Source organism: Parasedimentitalea marina (assembly GCF_004006175.1).
In the GTDB taxonomy this organism is placed as follows: Bacteria; Pseudomonadota; Alphaproteobacteria; order Rhodobacterales; family Rhodobacteraceae; genus Parasedimentitalea; species Parasedimentitalea marina.
In genome coordinates this window covers 3,791,713-3,815,665 of record NZ_CP033219.1, presented here as the reverse complement: position 1 = coordinate 3,815,665, position 23,953 = coordinate 3,791,713, and the positions used below count along the sequence as shown (strand labels likewise).

General features: G+C 58.2%; 21 protein-coding genes and 1 tRNA gene. 9 read left to right on the top strand and 13 right to left on the bottom strand.

Features of this window, described 5'->3' with window-relative positions; all coding sequences use genetic code 11:
• Positions 1–82: 82 nt before the first annotated feature.
• Positions 83–955 carry a 4-hydroxy-tetrahydrodipicolinate synthase gene (dapA, locus tag EBB79_RS18330; RefSeq protein WP_127750270.1) on the top strand — a complete coding sequence of 291 codons (873 nt, stop codon included), beginning with the start codon at positions 83–85 and terminating at the stop codon, positions 953–955.
• Positions 956–1,285: 330 nt separating this feature from the next.
• Entirely contained in the window at positions 1,286–2,464 is a 1,179-nt protein-coding gene (locus tag EBB79_RS18325) for an ammonium transporter (RefSeq protein ID WP_127750269.1), read from the top strand.
• 66 nt (positions 2,465–2,530) lie between these two features.
• Here the strand turns inward: EBB79_RS18325 and EBB79_RS18320 are convergent, their stop codons facing one another.
• The 4 genes from EBB79_RS18320 to EBB79_RS18305 all read right to left on the bottom strand — a co-directional run bounded on the left by EBB79_RS18320 (position 2,531) and on the right by EBB79_RS18305 (position 8,362).
• Positions 2,531–3,418: a dimethyl sulfoxide reductase anchor subunit family protein gene (locus EBB79_RS18320; RefSeq protein ID WP_127750268.1), complete on the bottom strand. Its 888-nt coding sequence runs from the start codon at positions 3,416–3,418 to the stop codon at positions 2,531–2,533.
• Entirely contained in the window at positions 3,418–4,200 is a 783-nt protein-coding gene (locus EBB79_RS18315) for a 4Fe-4S dicluster domain-containing protein (protein ID WP_127750267.1), read from the bottom strand. The genes EBB79_RS18320 and EBB79_RS18315 overlap by 1 nt, the downstream gene beginning before the upstream one ends.
• An 88-nt stretch (positions 4,201–4,288) precedes the next feature.
• Positions 4,289–7,111, bottom strand: coding sequence for a molybdopterin oxidoreductase family protein (locus EBB79_RS18310; protein ID WP_127750266.1), 2,823 nt, complete (start codon positions 7,109–7,111; stop codon positions 4,289–4,291).
• Between the two features lie 117 nt (positions 7,112–7,228).
• Entirely contained in the window at positions 7,229–8,362 is a 1,134-nt protein-coding gene (locus EBB79_RS18305; protein WP_127750265.1) for a citrate synthase, read from the bottom strand.
• A 33-nt stretch (positions 8,363–8,395) separates the two neighbouring features.
• Between EBB79_RS18305 and EBB79_RS18300 the strand changes: the two genes are divergently transcribed.
• Positions 8,396–9,247, top strand: a complete 852-nt coding sequence (locus EBB79_RS18300) for a phosphate acyltransferase (protein WP_127750264.1) — start codon at positions 8,396–8,398, stop codon at positions 9,245–9,247.
• Positions 9,248–9,263: 16 nt separating this feature from the next.
• Here EBB79_RS18300 and EBB79_RS18295 read toward each other — a convergent pair whose 3' ends face one another.
• The 3 genes from EBB79_RS18295 to pdxR all read right to left on the bottom strand — a co-directional run bounded on the left by EBB79_RS18295 (position 9,264) and on the right by pdxR (position 13,793).
• Complete coding sequence (locus EBB79_RS18295; protein WP_238704947.1) at positions 9,264–10,439, bottom strand: acetate/propionate family kinase; 1,176 nt, start codon at positions 10,437–10,439, stop codon at positions 9,264–9,266.
• Between the two features lies 1 nt (position 10,440).
• Positions 10,441–12,216, bottom strand: coding sequence for a sulfoacetaldehyde acetyltransferase (gene xsc / locus EBB79_RS18290; RefSeq protein ID WP_127750263.1), 1,776 nt, complete (start codon positions 12,214–12,216; stop codon positions 10,441–10,443).
• 116 nt (positions 12,217–12,332) lie between these two features.
• Complete coding sequence (gene pdxR / locus EBB79_RS18285) at positions 12,333–13,793, bottom strand: MocR-like pyridoxine biosynthesis transcription factor PdxR (protein ID WP_127750262.1); 1,461 nt, start codon at positions 13,791–13,793, stop codon at positions 12,333–12,335.
• A 131-nt stretch (positions 13,794–13,924) separates the two neighbouring features.
• Here pdxR and EBB79_RS18280 point away from each other — a divergent pair, with 131 nt between their 5' ends.
• Both EBB79_RS18280 and EBB79_RS18275 read left to right on the top strand, forming a co-directional pair.
• Positions 13,925–14,239 carry an ArsR/SmtB family transcription factor gene (locus EBB79_RS18280; protein WP_127750261.1) on the top strand — a complete coding sequence of 105 codons (315 nt, stop codon included), beginning with the start codon at positions 13,925–13,927 and terminating at the stop codon, positions 14,237–14,239.
• Positions 14,232–15,260 carry a permease gene (locus EBB79_RS18275; RefSeq protein WP_127750260.1) on the top strand — a complete coding sequence of 343 codons (1,029 nt, stop codon included), beginning with the start codon at positions 14,232–14,234 and terminating at the stop codon, positions 15,258–15,260. The genes EBB79_RS18280 and EBB79_RS18275 overlap by 8 nt, the downstream gene beginning before the upstream one ends.
• An 89-nt stretch (positions 15,261–15,349) precedes the next feature.
• Here EBB79_RS18275 and EBB79_RS18270 read toward each other — a convergent pair whose 3' ends face one another.
• From EBB79_RS18270 to EBB79_RS18255, 4 genes are all read right to left on the bottom strand, one after another.
• Positions 15,350–15,949 (bottom strand): GNAT family N-acetyltransferase, encoded by a 600-nt coding sequence (locus tag EBB79_RS18270; RefSeq protein WP_127750259.1) that lies wholly within the window; start codon positions 15,947–15,949, stop codon positions 15,350–15,352.
• Between the two features lie 122 nt (positions 15,950–16,071).
• Positions 16,072–17,661: a class I SAM-dependent methyltransferase gene (locus tag EBB79_RS18265; RefSeq protein ID WP_127750258.1), complete on the bottom strand. Its 1,590-nt coding sequence runs from the start codon at positions 17,659–17,661 to the stop codon at positions 16,072–16,074.
• Between the two features lie 191 nt (positions 17,662–17,852).
• Positions 17,853–18,242 carry a hypothetical protein gene (locus EBB79_RS18260; protein ID WP_127750257.1) on the bottom strand — a complete coding sequence of 130 codons (390 nt, stop codon included), beginning with the start codon at positions 18,240–18,242 and terminating at the stop codon, positions 17,853–17,855.
• A 171-nt stretch (positions 18,243–18,413) separates the two neighbouring features.
• Positions 18,414–19,811, bottom strand: a complete 1,398-nt coding sequence (locus EBB79_RS18255; RefSeq protein WP_127750256.1) for an aminotransferase family protein — start codon at positions 19,809–19,811, stop codon at positions 18,414–18,416.
• Between the two features lie 181 nt (positions 19,812–19,992).
• Here EBB79_RS18255 and EBB79_RS18250 point away from each other — a divergent pair, with 181 nt between their 5' ends.
• A complete protein-coding gene (locus EBB79_RS18250) occupies positions 19,993–21,321 on the top strand; it encodes an aspartate aminotransferase family protein (RefSeq protein ID WP_127750255.1) in 1,329 nt (442 codons plus the stop codon).
• 201 nt (positions 21,322–21,522) lie between these two features.
• Positions 21,523–21,762 (top strand): hypothetical protein, encoded by a 240-nt coding sequence (locus EBB79_RS18245; protein ID WP_127750254.1) that lies wholly within the window; start codon positions 21,523–21,525, stop codon positions 21,760–21,762.
• A 67-nt stretch (positions 21,763–21,829) separates the two neighbouring features.
• Here EBB79_RS18245 and EBB79_RS18240 read toward each other — a convergent pair.
• Together EBB79_RS18240 and EBB79_RS18235 are read right to left on the bottom strand one after the other, a co-directional pair.
• A tRNA-Ala gene (locus tag EBB79_RS18240) sits at positions 21,830–21,905 on the bottom strand.
• Between the two features lie 162 nt (positions 21,906–22,067).
• Complete coding sequence (locus EBB79_RS18235) at positions 22,068–22,400, bottom strand: TIGR02300 family protein (protein ID WP_127750253.1); 333 nt, start codon at positions 22,398–22,400, stop codon at positions 22,068–22,070.
• A gap of 100 nt (positions 22,401–22,500) precedes the next feature.
• Between EBB79_RS18235 and EBB79_RS18230 the strand changes: the two genes are divergently transcribed.
• Both EBB79_RS18230 and EBB79_RS18225 read left to right on the top strand, forming a co-directional pair.
• On the top strand, positions 22,501–23,187 hold the full coding sequence (locus tag EBB79_RS18230; RefSeq protein WP_127750252.1) for a M48 family metallopeptidase: 687 nt from the start codon (positions 22,501–22,503) through the stop codon (positions 23,185–23,187).
• A gap of 73 nt (positions 23,188–23,260) precedes the next feature.
• The gene (locus tag EBB79_RS18225) at positions 23,261–23,908 is read left to right on the top strand and encodes a GntR family transcriptional regulator (protein ID WP_127751058.1); all 648 of its coding nucleotides are present in this window, start codon (positions 23,261–23,263) and stop codon (positions 23,906–23,908) included.
• The last annotated feature ends 45 nt before the right edge of the window (positions 23,909–23,953 follow it).

Here is a 23,953-nt window from a genome sequence, read left to right as displayed (position 1 = left end):
CGGGTTCAACTCAATTTATCGGCAGTCCACCACGTCGGCGGGGCTTTGCCCGCCTGAGAAGCACAGCTAAGGGAGCGTGTCCATGTTCAAAGGCTCTATGCCAGCCCTCGTCACACCGTTTAACAACGGCGAGTTGGATCTGGATGCACTCAAACACCTTGTGGAATGGCATATCAGCGAGGGATCAACCGGTTTGGTCCCTGTTGGCACCACCGGCGAAAGCCCCACGTTGACCCATGACGAGCACGAAGCTGTGATTGCAGAGGTCGTAAAGGCAGCCGCTGGCCGGGTGCCGGTGATTGCCGGTGCTGGGTCCAACAACACGGTTGAGACGATTCGTTTTGTTGAATTCGCTAAGCAAGCCGGTGCGGCTGCGGCCCTGGTGGTGACGCCCTACTACAACAAGCCGACGCAGCGCGGTTTGGTGGCCCACTTCACCGCGGCACATGACTGTGCGGATCTGCCAATTGTGATCTACAACATCCCTGGCCGTTCGATTGTCGACATGACGCCCGAAACCATGGGTGAGCTGGCCAAACTGCCAAACATCATCGGCGTCAAAGACGCTACCGGTGATATCGCCCGGGTGAGCCAGCAGCGTATGACCTGCGGTGCCGATTTTGTGCAATTGTCCGGTGAAGACGCCACTGCACTGGGCTTTAACGCCCATGGTGGTATCGGCTGTATTTCGGTGACGGCCAACGTCGCGCCAAAACTCTGCGCTGAGTTCCAGGCCGCCACGCTGGCCGGTGATTACGCACTGGCGCTGGAATATCAGGACAGGTTGATGCCCCTGCACGAGGCGATCTTTATCGAACCCGGTCTGGTTGGCGCCAAATATGGTCTCAGCAAACTGGGCCTGTGCCGTCCCGAAGTCCGCTCGCCACTGACAGGACTGCAGGACAGCACCAAAACTGCAATTGATGCGGCCATGGCATACGCCGGCCTGTTGTAAGACACACACATCTTTACGATCAAGGCGGCCTCCATTCGGAGCGCCGCCTTTTTTGTCCGGTTTGATCGCACGCGTGGCGGACCTTTCGTCGCCAGTCTGCAAAGCCAATTGTACCCGGAACGCTAACCTTCATGCGGTTTTGCCGCTGTTTGGGCCGCCTTCGCAATGCGGTGCATTTTTGGGCGTTCCTCGAGTTTTTCGCACAAATTAGGATCAGTTCCCGAACTGCGGTTATTTTAACCCCTCTATTGCGATGACGTCTCTTTCTTTTGCGCGACCAAAACGCTTGATCGCATGAACGTTGCCAACCAACCGCGAATGGAGAGAGATATGAACGGGGCAGATACCGCTTGGATTATGGTCGCAACCGCGTTGGTGTTATTTATGACACTGCCCGGGCTTGCGCTTTTTTATGGCGGCCTTGTGCGGGCGCGCAATGTGCTGAGCGTATTCATGCATTGCTATGCAATTGCCTGTTTGATGAGCCTGCTGTGGTTCGCCTTTGGCTATACAATCGCCTTTGGCGATGGCAACGCCTATTGGGGTGGTCTTGGCAAGATGTTCCTCGACGGTGTGACAGCCGACAGCCTGACGGGTACCCTGCCTGAGATATTGTTCTTTGCCTTCCAGATGACCTTTGCGATCATCACGCCGGCCCTGATTGTCGGCGCCTATGTGGAACGCATCCACTTTGGCTTTGTTCTGTTGTTCTCGGGCCTTTGGATGCTGTTGTGCTATGCGCCGGTGGTGCATTGGATCTGGGGCGGTGGCTTTATGGCAGACGGTGGCCTTTTCGGCGACGTCGGCGTCAAGGATTTCGCGGGCGGTATTGTTGTGCATGAAACGGCTGGCATCGCGGCGCTGGTTCTGGCGGTTATGCTGGGGGCGCGCAAAGTGTCCAACAAACCACCGCATTCGCCGCCCTTTGTGATGATTGGCGCGGGCATGCTCTGGGTCGGTTGGTTCGGGTTTAACGGCGGATCGCAACTGGCGGCAGATGGCGGTGCGGCTATGGCCATCACGGTCACACATATCTCTGCCGCAGCGGCCTCGCTGAGCTGGGCCCTGTGGGAGCGTATCAAATATGGCAAGGCAAGCCTGGTAGGGCTGGTGACCGGGACGATCGCCGGTCTGGCGTCGATTACACCCGCCTCGGGCTTTGTCGGCCCAGTAGAGGCCATGATCATTGGTGGCATCGCTGGTATCTTGTGTCAGGAAGCCGTGAATTTCATTCGCAACGGCGTCAAAATTGACGACACCTTGGATGTGTTCGCAGTGCACGGAGTTGGTGGCATCTTTGGTATCATCATGATCGCCGTATTGGGTGAAGGGTCATGGGTTGCGCAACTGGGCGGACTGGCGATTGTCGGACTGTATACGCTGGTTGTGACCGTCGTGCTGGTGAAACTCTGCTCACTCATCACGAGCTTCCGGGTCTCGGAAGAGATGGAAGTCAATGGTCTGGATCTTGAAGAACATGGTGAACGCGCCTACGAATTTACCTCGTAATTCAATAACTAAGGGCCGTGTATTTCACACGGCCCTTGCATTTTGATTGCGGTTCTTAGACCGTTTTCAACGTTTGCCGTAGTACAGACCGACCACATGCTCGGCCTCGGCAAAGAACAGCCAGCGGGTGCAGGCGACACCGGCCAGATGGGACAGTACCGCAACAAGCGCCATTATGTGCTTTAGCACCAAGCCATCGAAGGGCAGCACCAGTAGCAATAGTGGCAGGGCAAACCCAAGGGCAAACCCAATGATGCGCAGTTTTTGGCTGTGCTTGCGCCCCACCACATGCACGAATTCACGCAGCAGGTAGTTGGTTCCAGTATGTGGTGGCTCAAACGCGCGAACAGTGCCGCGATCGCCAAGACCCGTTGCGGTGCCAAGCGAGGTCCCCGAGGCGGCAAAGGCCTGATCGCCTTTGGCCCAATAAGCCAGCTGAATGGCGCCCGCGATGATCAGCAAAGCTGTTGCCAGTGTTTCCTGACCCGCCAACAAGGCGCCGCCCGCAAGTGCGTAGCCAAGGAACAGGGCTGGGGTCAGCGGTATGTTCCAGCGCGGGATCGTTTTCAGCTGGGTGTAGATCATCGAGGTGGTGAAGACCGTCGCCAGGCTAAGGCCAGCGCCGATCAACCCGATCACCGGCCAGACCGTATTCAAGAACACCGGACCGATGGCATAGAGCCCCATCACCAGCAGGGCCGCCACCGCGCAGCAGCCTTCGCGGCTGAGCCAGCTGGTTTTCCACTGACTGAACGCCTTCATGGCGCGCTCGGGGTGGCCAAGGTGAAAGGTCGAGGCCAGCAATCCGCCCACCGCCAGCGCATAGGCGATGGCAAAGAACACAAAGGCAACTCCCCCCGATACATCGGGCAGGCCAAGGCCAAGGAAGAACAGCAGGCCAAAGCCAAACCCGGACAGGGTGGTGAAGAGAATAACAGAAGGTGCAGGATGCATCAGTTTGCTCCTCCGGGAAGTTTGTCGAGGGCCTTGTCCAGCCAGCCCAGGAAACCATCGCCCTGTTCGGCGACCGGGGCCAAGAGGGGGGCGAGGATGTCGATTTGATCTTCAATCTGGTCCTTGGGGCGCGGTGGCAGGTATTTGTTGACGGGTTTGGTGCCCATTTCCGGCATCAGATCAAAACCTTCGCGTTCGGCGACCAGTTTGGACACATCGCTTTCGGGATCGCCAAGATCGCCAAAGTGCCGCGCGCCTGATGGGCAAGTGCGCACACAAGATGGAATGCGGTCTTCCTCGGGGAGGTTGTCGTTATAGATCCGGTCGACGCAGAGGGTGCATTTTTTCATCACACCTGCGGCCAGATCCAGCTCGCGGGCGCCGTAGGGGCAGGACCAGGCGCAGAGCCCGCAGCCGATACAATCGCTTTCGTTGACCAGGACGATGCCGTCCTCGACCCGTTTGTAGCTGGCGCCGGTGGGACAGACGGTGACGCAGGGCGCGTCCTCGCAATGCAGGCAGGATTTGGGGAAGTGGACCAGCTGTGCGGCAGGGGCAGGTTGGGAATCGCAGGCCGGCGGCTGTACCTCAAACGAGTGCACCCGGTTCAGGAAGGTGCCTGACGGATCGCCGCCGTAGGGGTCCTGATCGCTAAGCGGAGCGCCGTAGTTTTCGGTGTTCCAGCCCTTGCAGGATATCACACAGGCATGGCAGCCGACGCAGGTGTCCAGGTCGATGACCAGACCCATTTTGCGGGTGGTGGCGAGGGGGAGTTCGGTCATGTCAGCAGGTCTCCGCGCTGGAGGTGGCGGCGGAGCTGGGGCGCTGCCCCAGACCCCGGGATATTTTTAGCCAGATGAAGCAGGGGGATCATTTGCCAACCTTCCACTTCAGCTCATTGGGGCCAGAGTCGATCGGGGATTTCAGCGGAGGGATGTCCGGTTTGCTTTGCTCCAGATCGTCAGGCGCAGCGGCTTTTTCCAGTTTTACCTTCAGGTCGAACCAGGCGGCCTGACCGGTGATTGGGTCCGAGTTTGACCAGCGCATGCCATCACCTTTTGGCGGTAGCAATTCATGGATCAGGTGGTTGAGCAGGAAACCCTTGGTGGCCTCGGGGGCGTCTTCGTCCAGGGCCCAGGTGCCTTTGCGTTTGCCGATGGCGTTCCAGGTCCAGACGGTGTTGTCGTTCAGCGCTGCCATCTCCATCACCGGTACGGTGATTTCACCGTGCGGCGATGAGACCTTGGCCCAATCGCCATCTTGTAAGCCGTTGTCGCGCATTAGTTTGGTTGGCGCATAGAGCGGGTTGCGGCCGTGCAACTGACGCAGCCAGGCGTTCTGGCCGCCCCAGGAGTGGTACATGGCCATGGGTCGCTGGGTCAGCGCATTGATGGTATAGCCTTCGTTGCCCTGTTGGTCGGTTTCATACCAGATTGGAAGCGGGTCCATTGTGTGTTTGATCTGCGGGCGCAGGTGATCCGGCGGTTGACGGTCGCCGTGGCCTTCGGCGGCCAGCTGGAACTTGCGCATGGGTTCCACATAGAGCTGGAACAGATAGGGCTGCGGGCTATCAAAAATGCCCATGCCCACCGCCCAGTCCTGATAGGCGGTGTTCCAGGGTTTGTAATAGCTGGCTTCGGTCGGGATGTGTTCGACGAAGAAGCCGCCGTTTTCGATGTATTTGTCCAATTGCTCGGGGTTGACCTCGCCGCGGCCGACCTTGTCGCCATCTGCCCCGCGAAAGCCTGCCAATGGGCCGATGCCTGGCTTGCGCTCGTGGTTGACGATGTAATCGGCGTAGTCTTTCCATTTGGGGCTGCCGTCTGCGTGAGTGAATCCGGGCAGTTGCATGCGGTTCGCCAGTTCGACAAGAACTGACTGAAAGCCGCGCACGTCGCGGTCGGGTTCGATCACCGGCCAGCGGATGGCGTCTGCGGCGGCATCGGCCTCGCAGATTGGCCGGTCCAGCAGCGAGATGCAGTCGTGGCGCTCCAGATAGGTGGTGTCGGGCAGGATCAGGTCGGCGTAGCTGACCATTTCCGAGTTATAGGCGTCGGAATAGATGATGTGCGGGATGACATAACCGCCATCGTCATTGCGCGCCGACAGCATCTCCATCACGCCGGTGGTGTTCATCGACGAGTTCCACGACATGTTGGCCATATACATGAACAGGGTGTTGATCCTGTAGGGATCGCCCGCATAGGCGTTTGAGATCACCATATGCATCAGCCCATGGCTGGACATCGGGTTTTCCCAGGTGAAGGCCTTGTCAATCCGGGCCGGACTGCCGTCGTCCTTTAGCGCCAGATGTTCGGGCCCCTGGACAAAGCCCAAGTGTGGCCCGTCGAGCGGTTGTCCGGGACGGCCGTTACAATGCGGCGCGGGGTGGGCCTCGGCGGGTTTGGGATAGGGCGGTTTGAAGCGGAAACCACCGGGGACCTCGACGGTGCCCAGCAGGATCTGCAGCACATGCAACGCGCGGCAAGTCTGGAAGCCGTTGGCATGGGCCGAGATACCGCGCATGGCGTGGAAGCTGACCGGGCGGCCTGTCATTTTCTTGTGGACCTCGCCGCGAAAATCGGTCCACTCCAGATCCAGTTCGATCGCCTCGTCAAAGGCGACGCGGGCGATTTCGGCGCCAATGGCGCGGATGCGTTGGGCCGGGATGCCGCAGCGTTCGGCCACTGCCTCGGGGGCGTAGTCGTCGCTGAGGTAGCGGTCGGCCATTTGGTGGAACACCGGGCGGTGGGTGATGCCGTCTTTTTCGTAAGTGGCGGACAAATCTGGCCGCACGCCGGGTTTATCAAAGGCGGTAAGGTCGCCGGTTTTGCGATCTATGACCAGCGGTTTGCCGTCGGCGTCGCGCAAAAACAGACCCTGTTCCGGGCCTTCAGCGGCATTTACCAGCACTGGCGCATTGGTATAGCGGCTCAGGTAGTCCAGATCAATCTTACCCGCTTTCATAAGCACGTGGATCAGTGACAGGATGAATAACCCGTCGGTGCCCGGTGTGATGCCGACCCATTCGTCGGCAATGGCGTTATAGCCCGAGCGGATCGGGTTGACGCCAATCACCTTGGCGCCGCGCGCTTTAATCTTGCCCAGACCGGCCTTAATCGGGTTGCTGTCGTGATCTTCGGCCACGCCGAACATCATGAACAGCTTGGTGTGGTCCCAGTCGGGTTGGCCGAACTCCCAAAATGCACCGCCCATTGTGTAGATACCAGCCGCCGCCATATTGACCGAGCAAAAGCCACCATGCGCCGCGTAGTTGGGGGTGCCAAAGTTTTGTGCCCAGAACGAGGTGAAGCTTTGCGATTGATCGCGGCCGGTGAAAAACGCCAGCTTGTGCGGTGCGGTCTCGTGCAGCTCGTTCAGCCAGCCAACGGCAGTGCTGATCGCCTCATCCCAGGAAATTTCGACGAATTCACCGGAACCGCGCGGGCCCACTCGTTTCAGCGGTGACTTAAGCCGTGAGGGCGCGTTGACCTGCATGATGCCGGCCGAGCCTTTGGCGCAAAGCACGCCTTTGTTGACCGGGTGATCGCGGTTGCCCTCGATATAGGCAACTTTGCCGTCCTTCATGTGCACATTGATGCCACAGCGACAGGCGCACATGTAGCAGGTTGTCTTGCGGATCTCGTCCGAAACATGCGGCGAGGTATCAAGCTGGGGCTGAGAATGAGCCATGGTATTCCTTGTTGTTCGCGTCAGTGCACGCTGCTGCGATCCTCGGGGATGCGCAAGAATTTTCTTTCATGCGGACCGGATTTGGATTTATTTCCCGATCCCGCAGCTGGTTTTCGATCATCTGTCCCCAAGGGCTGTGTAATCCCGCGGCTCTGGGCCGTTGTACAAGGTCAGCGGGCGGATCAGGATATTGCCGCGCTGCTGCTCGATGCACTGGATGATCCAGCCGGGCATGCGGCCGATGGCAAAGATCGGCACGTAGAGGTCCATCGGAATGCCGTGAAGTTGGTAAATCACCCCAGAATAGAAATCGACGTTCACATTCAGACCATGGCGCGCATAGGGTTTCATCGCGTCAACAACACCCTGAAGGATCGCGTACCATTCCGGAGCGCCCATTTCTTCGCCCAGCTGGCGGACACCTTCGCGCATGTGGCGTGCGCGGGGATCTTCTTTGCGATAGACGCGGTGACCAAAACCAGTGACGGCTTCGCGGTTGCCGCGCTTCTCTTTGACATAGGCGGCGGCGTTTTCCGGAGTGCCGATCTCTTGCACCATCTTCATGACATCTTCGGCGGCGCCCCCGTGGGCCGGACCGGCAAGGGTCGACAGCGCAGTGACGATGCCGCCGTGCAGGTTGGCCTCGGTGCCGATACAGACCCGCGCGGCAAAGCTAGAGGCATTGGCCCCATGTTCGGCGTGCAGGATGAAATCAACATCGGCCAGCCGTGCGGCCTCGGCGCTGGGTTTGGTGCCTTTCAGCATCCACAGCCAGTTGGCGGCGTGGCTGAGTGCGGGATCGGCAGCCACAGGGGTGCGACCGTTGCGAATGGCCTCGTGGGCGGCGATGATCATCGGCACCTGGCTGGTCAGGCGGATACCATTGGCAACAAAGGCCTCCTCACCGACGGTCTGACTGTCTGGCTCCATCGCGGCCAGTGCTGAAACAGCGGTGCGCAGCACGTCCATCGGGTGGCCATCTTTGCAGGCGGATATGATGTCATAGATCGCAGCTGGCAGGCTACGCGCTGATTTCAACTGGGCATCAAACCCGGCCAGTTCGGCGGCGGTTGGAAGCTCTCCGTGGATCAGCAGATAACAGACTTCTTCGAATGTGGATTTCGTGGCCAGATCATGGATCGAATAGCCACGATAGCTCAGCTCGCCTTTGCTGCCGTCGATGTCACTGACACCGGACCGCTCAAAGTAAACTCCTTTGAGACCACGGTTGATCTTGACGTTTTCGCTCATTGCTGGCTCCTTCCCATGACTAGGGAGTAATTGATGTCTGTACTTGAAAATGCATATGCAGTCGCAAAATCGCGGTCTGCTCGGGTGGTGTTTCCGGAAATGGAAGACCCCCGCGTGGCAGAGGCCGCAGTCCGGTTGAAAGCCGAAGGCCTGTGTGACCCCTTGCCACTGTCTGCCCCGTCCGAGGCCCATGTTGCGGCTTTGGTCGAAGCGCGCGGGCTAAAGGAATCGATCGCAAAACGTATGATTTCCAAGCCCTTATACCGGGCTGCTGCTATGGTCGCGACAGGTGAGGCCGATGCGATGGTGGCGGGGGCCGATGTGCCGACACGCCGGGTGATCGAGGCGGCAAGTATTGGCATCGGACTGTCTTCGGGGGTGTCGATACCGTCGTCGTTTTTCCTGATGGTATTCCCGGATGGCCGCGAGATGGTATTTGCCGATTGCGCTGTAAATGTGGCCCCTGATGCAGCGCAACTTGCGGATATCGCGCGGGCCTCGGCCACCTCGGCCGAATCGCTTTTGGGGGTTGCGCGGGTGGCGATGTTGTCGTTTTCCACCGGCACCTCAGGAGATGGCGACAGCGTGACGCGGGTGCGTGAGGCCGCAGAGCAGGCCGGGTTCGCCGGACCGGTCCAGGCCGACGCAGCCCTGAACAGCGTGGTCGCAGGCAAGAAAGGGATCACGCCCTTGGACGCTAATGTGCTGATCTTTCCCTCACTGGATGCGGGTAATATTGCATATAAGCTGTGCCAGGAACTGGGTGGCGCACAGGCGCTGGGCCCCTTCCTGCAGGGGTTTGCACGCCCTGTTTGCGACCTAAGCCGTGGCGCCTCGGTCGAGGATATCGTAGCCGCCGCCGTGTTGACGGCAGCGCAGGCCTGATCACAGTCGGAGGCACTCATACCGCCTCCAGCAACGCGGCCGCGTCGATGGCGATCATCCGTTCCTCTTCGGCCGGGACCATCCAGATGTGCACCTTGGAGCTGGCGGCGTGCAGCTGGGCCTTGCGGGCGTGGTTGGCATCCACATCCATTCGCACCCCAATCCATTCCAGACCGCGCAGAATGCGCGCACGCACGCCCACCGCGTTCTCTCCAATGCCGCCAGTAAAGGCGATGGCATCCACCCCCTCCATTGCGGCAATCAGCGATCCGGCGTGGCGCAGCGACCAGTAGCAGAAGTGTTCGATGGCAAAGGCGCTGTCGGCGCTGGGGTCCAGCATCAGGTTGCGCATGTCCGATTTACCACCCGACAGCCCCAGCAATCCGCTTTCGTGGTTCAGGATCGCTTTTGTGCGCTCTAACCCGTTGTCTTCAACCAGACGCAGCACCGCATTGGCGTCGATCCCACCTGAACGCGTGCCCATGGTCAGCCCATCCAGTGGCGAATAGCCCATAGTGGTGGCAACCGACCGCCCGTTCTTGATAGCACAAAGCGAAGCACCGTTGCCCAGGTGAAACGCCAGCAGGCGCGAGGGCAGCTTCTCGCCCGAGATCTCGGGCAGGCGGCGCACCAGCGATGAATAGGACAGCCCGTGAAACCCGTAGCGCCGAATGCCCTTGGTCTCGATCATCTTGGGGATCGCATAGCGGGTTGCGACCTCGGGGTTACTGGCGTGGAACGAGGTGTCAAAGCTGGCGAACTGCGGCAGGTCCGGCGTGAGTTCGGCCAGCGTATCGATAGCCGCCAGATTATGAGGGTTGTGCAGCGGTGCCAGTGGCGTGCAACTGGAGATTTCGGCGCGGACCTCAGGCGTTACCCGCACAGGCGCGGTCAGCTTGCTGCCACCATGCACCACCCGGTGCCCTGCGGCGCGCAGGTCGGTCAGGGCAATGCCATGTTTGGGCAGCAGTTTCAGAATGGCCGATAGCGCCGAGCGATGATCGATGAAGGGTGTTTCAATCTCGGTGGCGCCGACCTTAAGTCGTGAGGCGCCACCAATACCTTCGGCCATACCCGACAGCACCTCGGACAAGGCTTTGTCGAATACGGCAAATTTAATCGAGGATGACCCCGCGTTGAGGACAAGGATCAGCTGTTGGTTGCCCAGGCTTTGATCCTTGTCCCCAGTCACTTTAGGCGCCTTTCTGAGGGCGCATGTCGGCGGCGCTGATCCCAGCAACTTCAACTGGGTTCTTCATCGCGTCACGGCGGAATGGTTCGCCCAGTTCCTGGTTGATCATTGCTTCGATCAGGGTGGTGATACCCTGTTTCTGATCTTCACAGGCCTGACGCAGTGCGTCGGTCAGCTCGTCCATGGTGCGCGCTACAACGCCTTTCAGACCACAGGCATTGGCGATACCGGCATAAGACACTTTGGTGTCCAGCTCGGTGCCGACAAAGTTGTCGTCGAACCACAGGGTCGAGTTGCGCTTTTCAGCACCCCACTGGTAGTTGCGGAACACAACCTGGGTTACACCCGGCCATTCTTCGCGACCAATGGCGGTCAGCTCGGTCACGGCGATACCAAATGCGCCGTCACCCGAAAAACCAACAACCGGAACGTCAGGGCGACCGATTTTCGCACCAACAACCGCTGGCAGACCATAGCCACAGGGGCCGAACAGGCCTGGTGCCAAGTACTTACGGCCTTCTTCGAATGAAGGATAGGCGTTACCGATGGCACAGTTGTTGCCGATGTCAGACGAGATGATCGCATTTTCAGGCAGAGCGGCCTGAATGGCACGCCAGGCGCGGCGTGGGCTCAGCCAGTCTGGCTTAGCGGCGCGGGCGCGCTGGTTCCAGGTGGTACCAGGATCGTCCTGCTCGCTGTCCATCGATGACAGTTCTTGGGCCCATGCCGATTTGGTGGTGGCAATCAGATCCTTGCGCGCGGTGCGGCCTTCGTCTCCGGCGGTGTCAGCCAGTTTAGAGAGGATGGTGTCAGCCACGGATTTTGCATCGCCAATGATACCAACGGTGACTTTCTTGGTCAGGCCAATACGGTCAGGGTTGATGTCGACCTGGATGATTTTCGCCTCTGTCGGCCAGTAATCGATGCCATAGCCGGGCAGGGTCGAGAACGGGTTCAGGCGGGTGCCCAAAGCCAGTACAACGTCAGCTTTCGAGATCAGCTCCATTGCGGCCTTGGAGCCGTTATAACCCAAAGGACCTGCGTGCAGCGGGTGCGAACCGGGGAAGGCGTCGTTGTGTTGGTAGCCACAGCAAACCGGGGCGTCCAGACGTTCAGCCAAAGCGATAGAAGCCGGGATTGCGCCACCGATGACAACGCCAGCGCCGTTCAGAATGACGGGGAATTTGGCACTCGACAGCAGCTCAGCGGCCTGTTCCAGTGCTTCTGCTCCGCCTGCGGGGCGCTCAAAATCGACGATAGCAGGCAGGTCGATGTCAACCACTTGGGTGAAATAGTCACGTGGTACGTTGATCTGGGCCGGGGCGCTGTGACGCTTGGCCTGCATGATGACGCGGCTCAGAACTTCGGCCATACGGGTCGGGTCGCGCACTTCTTCCTGATAGCAGACGCAATCAGCAAAGGCGTTCATCTGTTCCATTTCCTGGAAACCGCCCTGACCCATGGTCTTGTTCGCAGCCTGCGGAGTAACCAGCAGCAGCGGGGTGTGGTTCCAGTAGGCTGTTTTTACAGCAGTGACAAAGTTGGTGATGCCGGGGCCGTTTTGCGCGATCATCATCGACATTTTTCCGGTGGCACGGGTGTAACCGTCGGCCATCATGCCGCCGGACCCTTCGTGGGCACAGTCCCAGAACGTGATGCCAGCAGGCTCAAAGATATCGGAGATCGGCATCATGGCTGATCCGATGATGCCAAAAGCATGCTCAATACCGTGCATTTGCAGTGTTTTTACAAAGGCTTCTTCGGTGGTCATTTTCATTTTAAATTCTCCTGACGAGATGCCGAAAGGGCCGGCAATATGCCGGATTACCCTTGGTTTATGGTGTGGGGCTGACAGCCGTTAGGGCCAGATGTGACACCAGATTAGGGCCAGTCTCAGGTGGGCAGTAATGCCTTGGCCAGCAGTGCCAAACCCGGTTCAATGCGGTTCTGTGCAATTGACGAATATCCCAGGCGATAATAATTATGCTGACGGTTTTTTTCGGCAAAAAAGGGTGCGCCGGGCTCGACCAAAACGCTCTGCGGCATCAGGCTGCGCGCGACAGTTGCCATGTCCACCGAGGGGTCAGCCTGCATCCAGATCGAGGAACCGCCGTAAACACCCCGTCCGGCAATGGTCAGACCATGTTCGGTAATGGCTTCTTCCATCACAGTGCGGCGTTGGTGCAACTTTTTTGCGGTGCGCCGTATTTGGGCGTCGTAGTGACCCAGTGAAAGGAAGTAGGCCACTGTGCGTTGAATATGCCCGGGCGGGTGGCGAAGAACATTGGCGCGCAGGGCACGGGCCTGCCGGATAAAGGGCTCAGACCCTACCAGATATCCCAGTCGTAATCCCGGAAACAGCGATTTTGAGAAGCTGCCAACGTAGACCACCCGGCCGTCACGATCCAACGACTTTAGCGCAGGCGAGGGGGCCGACAGGAACGACATCTCAAATTCATAGTCGTCCTCGACGATCACGGCATCGATGTCACGGGCCCGGTCCAGCAAGGCCCGGCGGCGTTCCATCGGCATGGTCGCGGTGGTTGGGCTTTGGTGGCTGGGGGTGGTGAATATGACGTCAGTGTCATCGGTGATGTGTTCCGGAGGCAATCCATCTCGGTCTACCGCAATGGCATCAATCTGACATCGGCTGTGAACCAACTGATCCCGTAAGGTATAATAGCAAGGATCCTCTATCGCCGCTTTTCGCTGCTGGCTCAGCAGAATTTGCGAAACCAACCATAGGGCGTTCTGTGCCCCTAGCGTAATCAGGATCTCTTCGGGCCGGGCCGTGATGCCGCGTCGGGGCAGGGTGTGGCGGGCGATATATTCGATCAACAACGGGTCGTCTTGGTCGAAATAATCGGTTGTCAGGGCCGCAAAATCCTTTTGCCCCAGCGCCCGCAAGGCACAAAGGCGCCAGTTTGCGTGATCAAACAACGAGGGGTCGGCCTGGCCGTAGATGAACGGGTATTTGTAGTCGCGCCAGTCCTGCGGTTTGCGCGGGGTGTCGCCGCCGGTGAACTGACGCGCCATTGCCTTTGACCAGTCCACGGTTTCATCAGATTTCTCTGGCGGAGTATAGCTGGGTGGTACTGGTGCGTTTTCCGACACATAATAACCCGATCGCCCACGCGAGGTCAGGTAATCGTTGGCCAGCAACTCGGTATAGGCCAGCGTTACGGTAATCCGGCTGATGCCAAGATGCATCGCCAGCTTGCGCGACGAGGGCAGTTTTTCTCCGACATGGAAACGGCCGGATAAGATGCCCTCGGCTATCATCTGCTGGATTTGCGCCTGCAGGGTGCCATGTGCTTTGGGGCTCAGAAAGAATGTGTCGACGGATATTGCCATGCGATGCACCTTAGGCTGGACTTAAGTGGGGTGCAATCTGGACTTAGGGATGGGCGACAAAATAATCAGTATTGCATTCTGAATAAAGAAACCATAAAACTAGTTTTATAGAATCAACCGGAGAAATGACAATGTTATGGGAACAAGCGGCACAGGGGTTTGCTGCGATGGGGTCCGAGGCGCGGCTACAAGTGCTGCGCTGTCTGATCCGGGCGGGTCAGGATGGGCTGATGGTCAATGAAATTCAGGATCGTACCGGCATCGCGCCTTCGACATTGGCGCATCATCTCAAGTTCTTGACCGGTGCCGGCGTGGTCGAGCAGGAGAAGGTCGGACGTTCGACCATCAACCGGGCCAGTTTTGAACAGCTAGAGGCCCTGGCGCAGTTTGTTCTCAGCGAATGCTGTGAAGATGCCCATAGCAAGAAGGCGGCAAACGATGTCTGATCTCAGCCAAAACCCAAGTGGCCCCGGCGATGCGTTGAAGTGGTTGAAAACGCCATGGACGCTGGTTGTGGTCCTGTTGCTCGCTGTGGCCGTTCTGGACCCGGCTAACTTTACCTCGGTGGGTGAGTTTGCCGTGCTGGCACTGCTGAGCACCGGGCGATACATTCTGTTTGCCGTGCTGCTACTGGCTTATCTCAAGGCCACCGGTGCCGAGGTCATGGTCGCCAAGGCCTTTGAAGGTCGCGAGACCCGAATGATATTCATGGCAGCCTTGTTTGGGGGGCTGGCCCCATTTTGCTCGTGCGAAGTGATTCCCTTTATCGCCGGGTTGCTGGCGCTGGGCGCACCTTTGTCGGCTGTGATGGCGTTCTGGTTGTCCTCACCTCTGATTGATCCGCCAACATTGCTGATCACGGCTGGGGCGCTGGGATGGCCGTTTGCCATTGGCAAGGCAATTATCGCCGTCGCTCTGGGTCTGTTTGGTGGTTTCACGGTCAGGGCCTTGATGCGAGGTGGGTTGTTTACCTCGCCGCTGCGCGTTGCGCCGACGACCGGCTGTGGCTGTGGAGCCCCAAAACTGGAAACAAAGCCGGTGTGGAAATTCTGGCAGCATCAACCTCGTCGTGATCATTTCAAAGCCGAGTTCATTTCAAATGGCATCTTCCTGCTGAAGTGGTTGGCGCTGGCCTATGTGCTGGAGGCGCTGCTGGTTCATTATGTCCCGGCTGATTTGATTGCCACCTTGGTCGGCGGTGAAGGAGTGTTGCCAATTGCGATCGCCGCATTGGTCGGAATGCCCGCATACCTGAACTCTTATGTGGCGCCGCCACTGCTGGCAGGGCTGATTGACCAAGGCATGAGCAACGGGGCAGCGATGTCGTTCATGGTGGCAGGCGCGGTCAGCTCGATCCCGGCAATGCTGGCGGTTTGGTCACTGGTCAAGCCGCAGGTCTTTGCCACCTATCTTGGGCTGGGAGTCAGCGGGGCGATTGTGTCAGGGATTGTGTTTCAGATGGTCTGAGTGTCCGGGCGTGGGGAGAGTGGGGGCTTTGCCCCCGCCGCGGCAGGCCGCGACTCCCCCAGGATATTTTTGGCCAGATGAATAGAGGATCACTTTGAGTCAGCCCGGTGGCGCTGTCGCTGGAAGTTGAGGTGGGCCTTGGTGGTGGGCCAGTCGGTGGCCGTGATGGAATAGACGGCAGTGTCGCGAAGGGTGCCATTGCTCAGGATCATGTGGGCACGCAGGATGCCGTCCTGTTTGGCGCCCAGCCGTTCAATGGCGCGCCGGCTTTGCACATTGATCACATGGGTCCGGAATTCGACTGCGATGGCATTCAGGGTCTCAAAGGCGTGATGCAGCATCAGCCATTTGCACTCGGTGTTCAGCCCCGTGCGTTGCACAGATTTCCGGTACCAGGTCGACCCGATTTCCAGTCGGCGGTTGCTGTGGTCGATGTTCATATAGGTGGTCATGCCCACGGCGCGACCGCTTGCATCAAGAATTGCAAAGGGGATCATGGTGCCTTGATCGCAAAGGGTCAGACGGCGGGTGATCTCGGCAGGCACATCGTTTGGCGATGGAACCGTGGTGTACCACAACTGGTGCAGCGCACCATCGGCACTGGCCTCGGCCAAGTCGGCGGCGTGGCTTTGGTCAAGAGGGGCAAGCGTCGCGATATTGCCTTTAAGTGTAACAGGTTTTGCCCACATATCGATTGGTCCTTTCGCAGGGTGCAGCCCTACCAATGGCGCAAAAGCGGATCTTAAAAAAGATCCGCTTTTGATAATTTATACCGGTCCAGTTTGGGGGGGGACTGTTTGGGTGGCGCGGGTTAAGCCACAGCCTTGCCACGTCGACGTGCTGCTGTAACCGGAGGCTCAAGAGTGAGGCCGAGGAGCTCGCACAGAGGCAAACGCCGGGCAGCAAAGGCATTGGCGCGGGCGTATAGCACCGCCAAATTCTCCTCGGCAGTTTCCAAGATGCGCCCATCCTGCTGCAGTCTTTGACCCTGTGGCGCCAGAATTTGCCAGACCAGGTCAGCCCAGTCCGATGGGGTTTTCTTCCCTTCGCTGCGGGCGAGCAGGAACAATTGTTCAAAGCGATCCAGAGCAATGCCGCCGCCCGTGACGGGGGAGGCGAAAAAGTGCAGGGATTCGCTGTCCTCGGATCGTTTTGCAACTTCCTTGTTGAAGGCACGGCACCGTTCGCTCCGCTCGGCCAGCCCCTCCTGGGGCAGGCTGGGGGCAAGATACCCGTCGCCAATCAACAGGGTCAGCAGTCGGGTGATGTCTGCCCAGCCCATTTCGCCAAATACGCCACTTTCCAGCAGCGCCCGGGTGGTCATAGGTCCTTGCGATAGCGCGGTCAGAACGGGGCCATACTGGTCCTGATCCATTGCGATGTCACCCCGACGCCACGACAGCTTGATCTCGCCGCCGCTATAGTGCCGGGTCAGCGCCAGCGGGGTTTTGAACCAGGCCCCGACGGCACCACGTTCGGTAAAGGGCAGTTTGCCTTTTACAAAAACATCTGTCCGGAATTGCTCGTTCAGCAGGATGTCACGCAGGCTTTCACACTGCACCGGATCACGTTCCATTTGCAGCAACTGCTGCTGCTCTTCGGAAAACGAAATGTCGTCTATGTGATCGCGCGGTTCTGCGGCGCCCAGAAATTTCAGTTTGGCCTGTGACATGTCGCGGGCAATGTCTTCGAAGTGGAACGGGGTCCAGTCCTTGTTGAAGTATTCATGTGCCAGGTAGTTGGCGGGCGCGGATTTCATTTTGCTGAGCCGTTTTGACAGGGCCGGGTTGCTGGTGAAGTAGGTCGCCCCGTTCTGCTCTAGCTGGTGGGCGAACTCTACGGCCTCTGCGATGCGATCGCTCAGCGGGCCAGTTCCCTGTTCCGCCCGGTTTGTCAGGATGCGGCGGAGGGGCAGGGCTGGGGCCCAGCCGGGCAGCGCATTGTAGCTGAGGTACACAAGTCCGCCGGGCTTTAGCCGGGTTGAGATGAAGTCGGTGATGTGCTGCTGATGCTGTTCGGAGACCCAGCTGTACACGCCATGCAACGCAATAACATCAAACTCTTGCGGCAAACCCGGTGCCGCGCCAAAATCCTCGAATGAGCGCTCATAGAAGTGGACATTGTCCAAACCGGCATCGCGGGCAAGATTGGCGGCGCCTGCCATATGGGCGGGATTAAAATCCATGGCGTGGAACTCAATATGCGGATTGGCGGCGCCGAGCAGATTGGCAGAGAAACCCTGACCGCAGCCCAATTCACAATAGGTTAGCTTGGCGCCGTTCAGGGCGTGATCATGCCCCTTGGATAAGGCGCAGAATCCCAGATGGGACGGTGTTAGTTCGCGAAAGAAATCATGGGTATAGTCGATGTCAGCCACGTAGCCAGAGGTCCAGTCGTTCATGAATTACCTTTTGATCAGGGATTGCGTGCCGTCTTTGACGCAAATTTTCGCAAAAAGCTGAGGATCACGTTAACGCTGGACCGATTGTGTTTTAGATCGCCAAACAGGCCGTTTGTCATCGGTGTGCAGGGTCAAGCGTTGTAGCGAATACACTCCGTTAATACGCCGCATTCAGACCTGCTTATGCACAGCTAAAGGCCAACGCAGTTATGAGCTGGTACTAGGCGATAAAGGTGTTTGCCGGTGGGAACCTGCTTGCGGCGTTCAATACAAGCAGTTTTTGTAATCCCGCCAAGGACTGTGCCGCTCGTTGTACTCATGCGTCGAGCTGAACCGTCCGGCAAGGTTACATCAACGAGCATTCTGCCCGTATCGCTGCCAGTTGGGATGGTGCCTGTAACCTGGACCGTTTGATAAGATTCATGGCGGTGTATCTTCGGCTCTAAACCGAAAAACAGAGCGCCCGCGCCTATAGCCGCCACGAGTGTCACAACACACAGAACGCTGTATTCGCGCAGCCAAATTTCAAGTGTGACTGCTCGATCCTGCGGCAGTATCAGAGACAAGATAAATGAAAGCATCCAATTCCCAAGAGCTGAAGTTACCGTGAAACAAGGCGGAGATTAATTAATCAGGTGTGAGTGTAACGTCTATCAGCCCATCTGAAAAATAGGTGCCATAAAAAAACGCCCCGTCAAAGACGGAGCGTTAGGTTGTTCTTGCCATCCCAAACCGGGGTGGCGAGGAGATTTTTAGCCAAAGACTTTGGTCAGGGCTTTGTCCACCGACTCGGTGATTTCGTCGATGTCATCCGCCGTGGCGATTAGCGCAGGCGAGAAGCACAGCACGTTGTTTCTGCCCGGAATGGATTTATTCGACATGCCGATGATCACGCCTTGGGCGCCGCATTCGGCAGCCACTTGCGCGATCTGTGCTTCGGTTACCGGATCTTTGGTGCCACGATCTGCAACCAGCTCGGCGCCCAGGAACAGGCCCTTGCCGCGCACGTCGCCGATCACTTTGTGCTTTTCCATCAGCCCCTGCAGGTTGCCGATCATACGGTCGCCCATGGCATTACAGTTGCCCAGCAGGTCCTCGTCTTCGATGATCCGCATGTTTTCCAGCGCCGCCGCCGGGCCAGCAGTACAGCCACCAAAGGTTGAGATATCACGGAAAAAGCCAAGGGGATCGCTTGGATCGTCCTTGAACATGTCAAACACCGCTTCGGTGGTGACACAGAGCGCAATCGCCGCATAACCCGAGGCCACGCCTTTGGCCATGGTTACGATATCCGGCTTGATGCCGTATTGCTGATAGCCAAACCAGGTGCCGGTGCGGCCGACGCCACAGACAACTTCGTCGATGTGCAGCAGGATGTCATACTTCTTGCAGATCTCCTGCACCCGATCCCAGTAACCAGGCGGAGGCGTGATAACACCACCACCCGCAGTCACCGGCTCCAGGCACAATGCGCCAATGGTATCAGCACCTTCGCGCAGGATGACCTCTTCGATCAGATTGGCCGAGGCAATGCCGTATTCTTCGCTCGACAGGTGATCCAGACCCTGCTCGTGGTTGCGGTATTCCATGCAGTGCGGCACGCGGACAAAGCCCGGCGCCAGTGGTCCATACTGCATCACGCGCTCGTCCTGACCGCCGGCCGACATAGTGGCCAAGGTGCCGCCGTGGTAGTCGCGATCACGATACAGGATCTTGTGTTTCTTGCCGCCAAAACGTTTGTGCGCGATCTGGCGCACCATCTTAAAGGCCTTCTCGTTGGCCTCGGATCCTGAGTTGGTGTAATAGACCCGGCTCATGCCTGGCATCTTCGAGATCAGTTTTTCGGCATAAAGCGAGCCGGGGATAGAACCAGCCGTTTGGGCGAAATAGCACAGCTTCATCAGCTGGTCGTAGACCGCCTTGGCAATGCTTTCGCGACCGTAGCCAACGTTGACGGTCCAGACACCGCCAGACACTGCATCCAGATATTCTTTGCCGTTCTGATCCCAGACGCGCATGCCTTTGCCCTCAAGGATGATGCGCGGATCTTTGGTTTCAAACTGCTTATGCTGGATCAGATGGTGCCAAACATGAGCCTTATCGGCATCGACGATGTGGCTAATGTCGTTTTCATTGAAGGTGCCATCCATGACAATTCCTTTCCGCAATTTGAGTAGCTGTATAGCGCTTTGACAACACGGCCGTCTGAGTCGCTTCAGATTCCAGAAACGCTATTAATTGGGTAAGCTCTAGGTCCAGATTTTGACGAGCATTGTGTCCAGTGGCAAGGGCGCGCAGAATACTGGCAACGCATCGATGGAGAGCTGAAGAATGAGTCACGTGTTTCCCCGCCACACCAAGGCGCAATTACCCACTGCTGTGGCTGGCGATGGCTGCTATTTGATCGATGCAGACGGCAAACGGTATTTCGACGGGTCAGGTGGAGCGGCAGTGTCTTGTCTGGGTCATTCTGACGCGGATGTGATCCGTGCGGTGCAGGAACAGGTTGGCAAATTGGCCTTTGCCCATACAAGTTTCCTGACCTCAGAGCCGGCCGAGGAGCTGGCTGATTTGCTGATCGCCAATGCGCCCGGCGATCTGGACCGGGTTTATTTTGTGTCCGGCGGGTCCGAGGCAACCGAGGCTGCGATTAAACTGGCGCGGCAGTATTATTTGGAAATTGACCAGCCAAAGCGCCGTCATGTGATTGCCCGGCGGCAAAGCTACCATGGCAACACGCTGGGCGCACTGGCTGCGGGTGGCAACGAATGGCGTCGCCAACAGTTTGCACCACTTTTGATCGACATCTCACACATCGCTCCCTGTTATGAATACGCCGAGCGTCGTGAGGCCGAGACCCCCCATGATTACGGCCAGCGCGTCGCCAACGAGTTGGAGGCGGAAATCCTGCGCCTTGGTCCGGAAACAGTGATGGCCTTTATGGCTGAACCGGTGGTCGGAGCCACCTCGGGGGCGGTGCCGCCAGTTGAGGGGTATTTCAAGCGCGTCCGCGAAATCTGTGATCAATACGGTGTCTTGCTGATCCTGGACGAAGTGATGTGCGGTATGGGCCGCACTGGCCATTTGTTTGCCTGCGACGCGGACGATGTCGCGCCGGATATCCTGTGTATTGCCAAAGGGTTAGGGGCTGGATATCAGCCCATTGGTGCGATGATGTGTTCCAAACAAATCTATCAGGCGATCGAGGGCGGCAGCGGATTTTTCCAGCATGGTCACACCTATATAGGCCACCCGGTGGCGACGGCTGCCGCATTGGCGGTGGTGCGCGGGATGCTTGATCGCGGATTGGTACAGCGCAGCGCCGAGATGGGCGAGAAGCTGCAGACCGCACTGGTCGCGCGATTCGGCCAGCATCCCAATGTCGGCGATATCCGCGGCCGGGGCCTGTTCCGTGGGGTTGAACTGGTTGCAGATCGCGAAACCAAAACTCCGTTTGATCCAAGCCTGGGTTTGGCCAAGAAAATAAAGAAGGCCGCATTTGAGGCCGGATTGATCTGCTATCCGATGTCGGGCACCCGCGACGGCGTCAACGGCGACCACATCCTGCTGGCACCGCCGTTTATAATCAGTGATGAGCAGATCACAGAGGTGGTTGATAAGCTGGAATTGGCGATCGGGCAGAGTTTGCCCGAAGTCTAGGGCCGGACCCACTTCCCTCGCCTCGTCCCACTTTGCGCGATACAGAGGGCAAGCGCCTGTCCGGGTGGGTGCAGAATGCGCCCGCCGTGGGGCGGGCAGGCGCATGCCCGAGCCGCAAGGCGTCTCGGACGGGGTTGCGTGCAGAGGTTTTCCTCCACAGGATACCAGTGTGTAAATTTTCGATTGATGGGAGCGAGCAGGATGAGCTCAAAGCAGCCGAACAATTTGGAAAGCGGTTTAGGTATTTTGATTTGGTGTTTGGGTGGTGTCCCAATCTACCTTCTTTGGGATACGCGAATCTTCATCAATGAAACAATGGAAATGTTGTTTGGTGCAGCCTTGTTTGTGTTGGCTTTCTTCTACTTTCTCGCATTTGGGCGTTGTATCGATCTAGCCAGACGGCTGTTGTCGAAAGAAGAAAATGGAGACCACGAGAGCTGACTGGTTTCATGCGACTAGGTCAGTCAAAACAGGCGATTGCCACATCCACTGTTTCGAAAAGAAAGGTTGGTGGAGCCTAGGAGGATCGAACTCCTGACCTCCTCGCTGCCAGCGAGGCGCTCTCCCAGCTGAGCTAAGGCCCCAACCTGTTCCGTTCGACGTTTCCGTCTTGCGGTGTGAGGGTGATTTAAGGGACGATGGCGCACTCCGCAAGTGGAAAATGCGCCACCATCTAAGCTTTTTTTCGAGGAGCTGAAATTCAGCTCTTCAGGGCAAAAAGCAGTCTCCCCTAGCGCGATTAACGATTAGGAATCGTCGTCGTTCGCAGCGACATCAGCGATTTCTTCGAGAGGAACAGTATCCTCGTCGTCGTCATCATCATCCAGAACATCATCGCCCAGATCGATATCGCTTGTATCGTCATCGTCCAGCACTGTGTCTTCGTCCGAGCTGGAGTCTTCTTTGGCCTTCATCGAGGCCGCATCTTCTGCATCGGCTGCGATCATCCGGCCTTTGCCGGACAGAATTTCCACCGCTTCACCCGTGTAAGGGCTGATGATTGGTGTTTTGTTCAGGTCGTAAAAACGCTTGCCGGTCGTTGGGCAGATGCGCTTTACACCCCATTCTTCCTTGGGCATGTGAATCCCCCTGATTTATGTATGAGTCGTATCGACGATTCCGGTGACGTGCCATATGAGGTGGGAACTGTCAAAGGCTTTAGTCCAATAAGGGGTCCGCATGGCTGACCATCATCTGCCCGGAGACCCGCCAGTCCCGCTGACTCTGCGTCGTTCCCCACGGGCGCGGCGCATCAGTTTGCGGATCTCGGCGCTGGATGGGCGGGTGACGCTGACGCTGCCGAAATCGCTGCCTGAACGGGAGGCGCTGGAATTTGCCGCTGAGAAAGAAGGCTGGATCAGAAGCCATCTGGCCAAACATCCCGAAGCATTGGACGTTCAGCTGGGGATCCGTTTGCCGATTGACGGCATTGATCGCCGCATTGTCACGGCCACCGGTAAGCGCGTCCTGATCCGCGAGGATGAAATAGAAGTACCAGGCGATCGGCCGGGGCGGGTCCTGCAACGGTTCCTGCGCGAATTGGCACGGGACCGGCTGGCCGCGGCCTCGGATCACTATGCTGCCACCTTGGGTCGGCCCTATACCCGCATCACCCTGCGCGATACCCGTTCGCGCTGGGGGTCCTGTACCTCGGATGGTGGGTTGATGTATTCATGGCGGCTGATCCTGGCCCCGCCAGAGGTGTTGCGCTACGTTGCCGCCCATGAGGTCGCGCATCTGGCGGAAATGAACCACTCACCCGCTTTTTGGGCGCAGGTTGCGCATCTATATGGCGATTATCAAAGTCCTCGGAGCTGGCTAAAGAAGCAAGGCAATCGCCTGCACCGCTATCGGTTTGACGTTTAAGCCGGTTATGGGCTGCCGATCTTGGCCCAACGGCTGTTGACTGCACGTTGATTTGTGATCACATGGATGCATGATGGTTTCTCCACGCCCTTCTGACGTATCCACATCTGCACATGAGCGGGTTTATCGTGCTTTGCGCACCCGGATCATGCACGGCGAGATCGGGCCGGGGCAGGCGCTGACCCTGCGCGGTATTGGCCGCGAGTTCGACGTGTCCATGACGCCTGCGCGCGAATCCGTCCGCCGCCTTGTGGCCGAAGGCGCCTTGTTCCTGTCCTCGTCCGGGCGGGTGTCGACACCTGAGCCCAGCAACGAGCGGATCGAAGAGCTGGCGGCCCTGCGCGCCCTGCTTGAGGTCGAGCTGGCCAGCCGGGCCCTGCCCCGGGCGCATATGGCGCTGATTGACCGGCTGCAGAGCATCAACATGACTGTGGCTGAGGCGGTGTCGAAACGCGATGCTGTTGGCTATATTCGCTCAAACCTCGAATTTCACCGCACGCTGTATCTGCGCGCTCAGGCGCCCGCGATGCTGGCGATGGCTGAAACCGTCTGGTTGCAGCTTGGCCCCACCATGCGGGCGCTCTATGGCCGCCTGCGCCGCACGGATCCGCCCCGCAATCACAAACTGATCATCGCCGCGCTAAAGGCCGGGGATGAGCCGGGCCTACGACTGGCAGTGCGATCAGACGTGACCCATGGGTTGCGAATGCTGGCGGGGTAGAAGGTAGGTTTGTCGGATGAATGATGGTTTTGCGAGCAAAGAGAA

What these genes read in the sequence shown, in the direction of transcription:
- EBB79_RS18230 (WP_127750252.1), top strand. Translation starts at nt 22,501, where the DNA reads ATGGCTGACCATCATCTGCCCGGAGACCCGCCAGTCCCGCTGACTCTG.
- EBB79_RS18310 (WP_127750266.1), bottom strand. Translation starts at nt 7,111, where the DNA reads ATGGCTCATTCTCAGCCCCAGCTTGATACCTCGCCGCATGTTTCGGAC.
- EBB79_RS18320 (WP_127750268.1), bottom strand. Translation starts at nt 3,418, where the DNA reads ATGCATCCTGCACCTTCTGTTATTCTCTTCACCACCCTGTCCGGGTTT.
- xsc (WP_127750263.1), bottom strand. Translation starts at nt 12,216, where the DNA reads ATGAAAATGACCACCGAAGAAGCCTTTGTAAAAACACTGCAAATGCAC.
- EBB79_RS18260 (WP_127750257.1), bottom strand. Translation starts at nt 18,242, where the DNA reads ATGCTTTCATTTATCTTGTCTCTGATACTGCCGCAGGATCGAGCAGTC.
- EBB79_RS18235 (WP_127750253.1), bottom strand. Translation starts at nt 22,400, where the DNA reads ATGCCCAAGGAAGAATGGGGTGTAAAGCGCATCTGCCCAACGACCGGC.
- EBB79_RS18250 (WP_127750255.1), top strand. Translation starts at nt 19,993, where the DNA reads ATGAGTCACGTGTTTCCCCGCCACACCAAGGCGCAATTACCCACTGCT.
- EBB79_RS18305 (WP_127750265.1), bottom strand. Translation starts at nt 8,362, where the DNA reads ATGAGCGAAAACGTCAAGATCAACCGTGGTCTCAAAGGAGTTTACTTT.
- EBB79_RS18255 (WP_127750256.1), bottom strand. Translation starts at nt 19,811, where the DNA reads ATGGATGGCACCTTCAATGAAAACGACATTAGCCACATCGTCGATGCC.
- EBB79_RS18315 (WP_127750267.1), bottom strand. Translation starts at nt 4,200, where the DNA reads ATGACCGAACTCCCCCTCGCCACCACCCGCAAAATGGGTCTGGTCATC.
- EBB79_RS18245 (WP_127750254.1), top strand. Translation starts at nt 21,523, where the DNA reads ATGAGCTCAAAGCAGCCGAACAATTTGGAAAGCGGTTTAGGTATTTTG.
- pdxR (WP_127750262.1), bottom strand. Translation starts at nt 13,793, where the DNA reads ATGGCAATATCCGTCGACACATTCTTTCTGAGCCCCAAAGCACATGGC.
- EBB79_RS18225 (WP_127751058.1), top strand. Translation starts at nt 23,261, where the DNA reads ATGGTTTCTCCACGCCCTTCTGACGTATCCACATCTGCACATGAGCGG.
- dapA (WP_127750270.1), top strand. Translation starts at nt 83, where the DNA reads ATGTTCAAAGGCTCTATGCCAGCCCTCGTCACACCGTTTAACAACGGC.
- EBB79_RS18265 (WP_127750258.1), bottom strand. Translation starts at nt 17,661, where the DNA reads ATGAACGACTGGACCTCTGGCTACGTGGCTGACATCGACTATACCCAT.
- EBB79_RS18300 (WP_127750264.1), top strand. Translation starts at nt 8,396, where the DNA reads ATGTCTGTACTTGAAAATGCATATGCAGTCGCAAAATCGCGGTCTGCT.
- EBB79_RS18270 (WP_127750259.1), bottom strand. Translation starts at nt 15,949, where the DNA reads ATGTGGGCAAAACCTGTTACACTTAAAGGCAATATCGCGACGCTTGCC.
- EBB79_RS18280 (WP_127750261.1), top strand. Translation starts at nt 13,925, where the DNA reads ATGTTATGGGAACAAGCGGCACAGGGGTTTGCTGCGATGGGGTCCGAG.
- EBB79_RS18275 (WP_127750260.1), top strand. Translation starts at nt 14,232, where the DNA reads ATGTCTGATCTCAGCCAAAACCCAAGTGGCCCCGGCGATGCGTTGAAG.
- EBB79_RS18325 (WP_127750269.1), top strand. Translation starts at nt 1,286, where the DNA reads ATGAACGGGGCAGATACCGCTTGGATTATGGTCGCAACCGCGTTGGTG.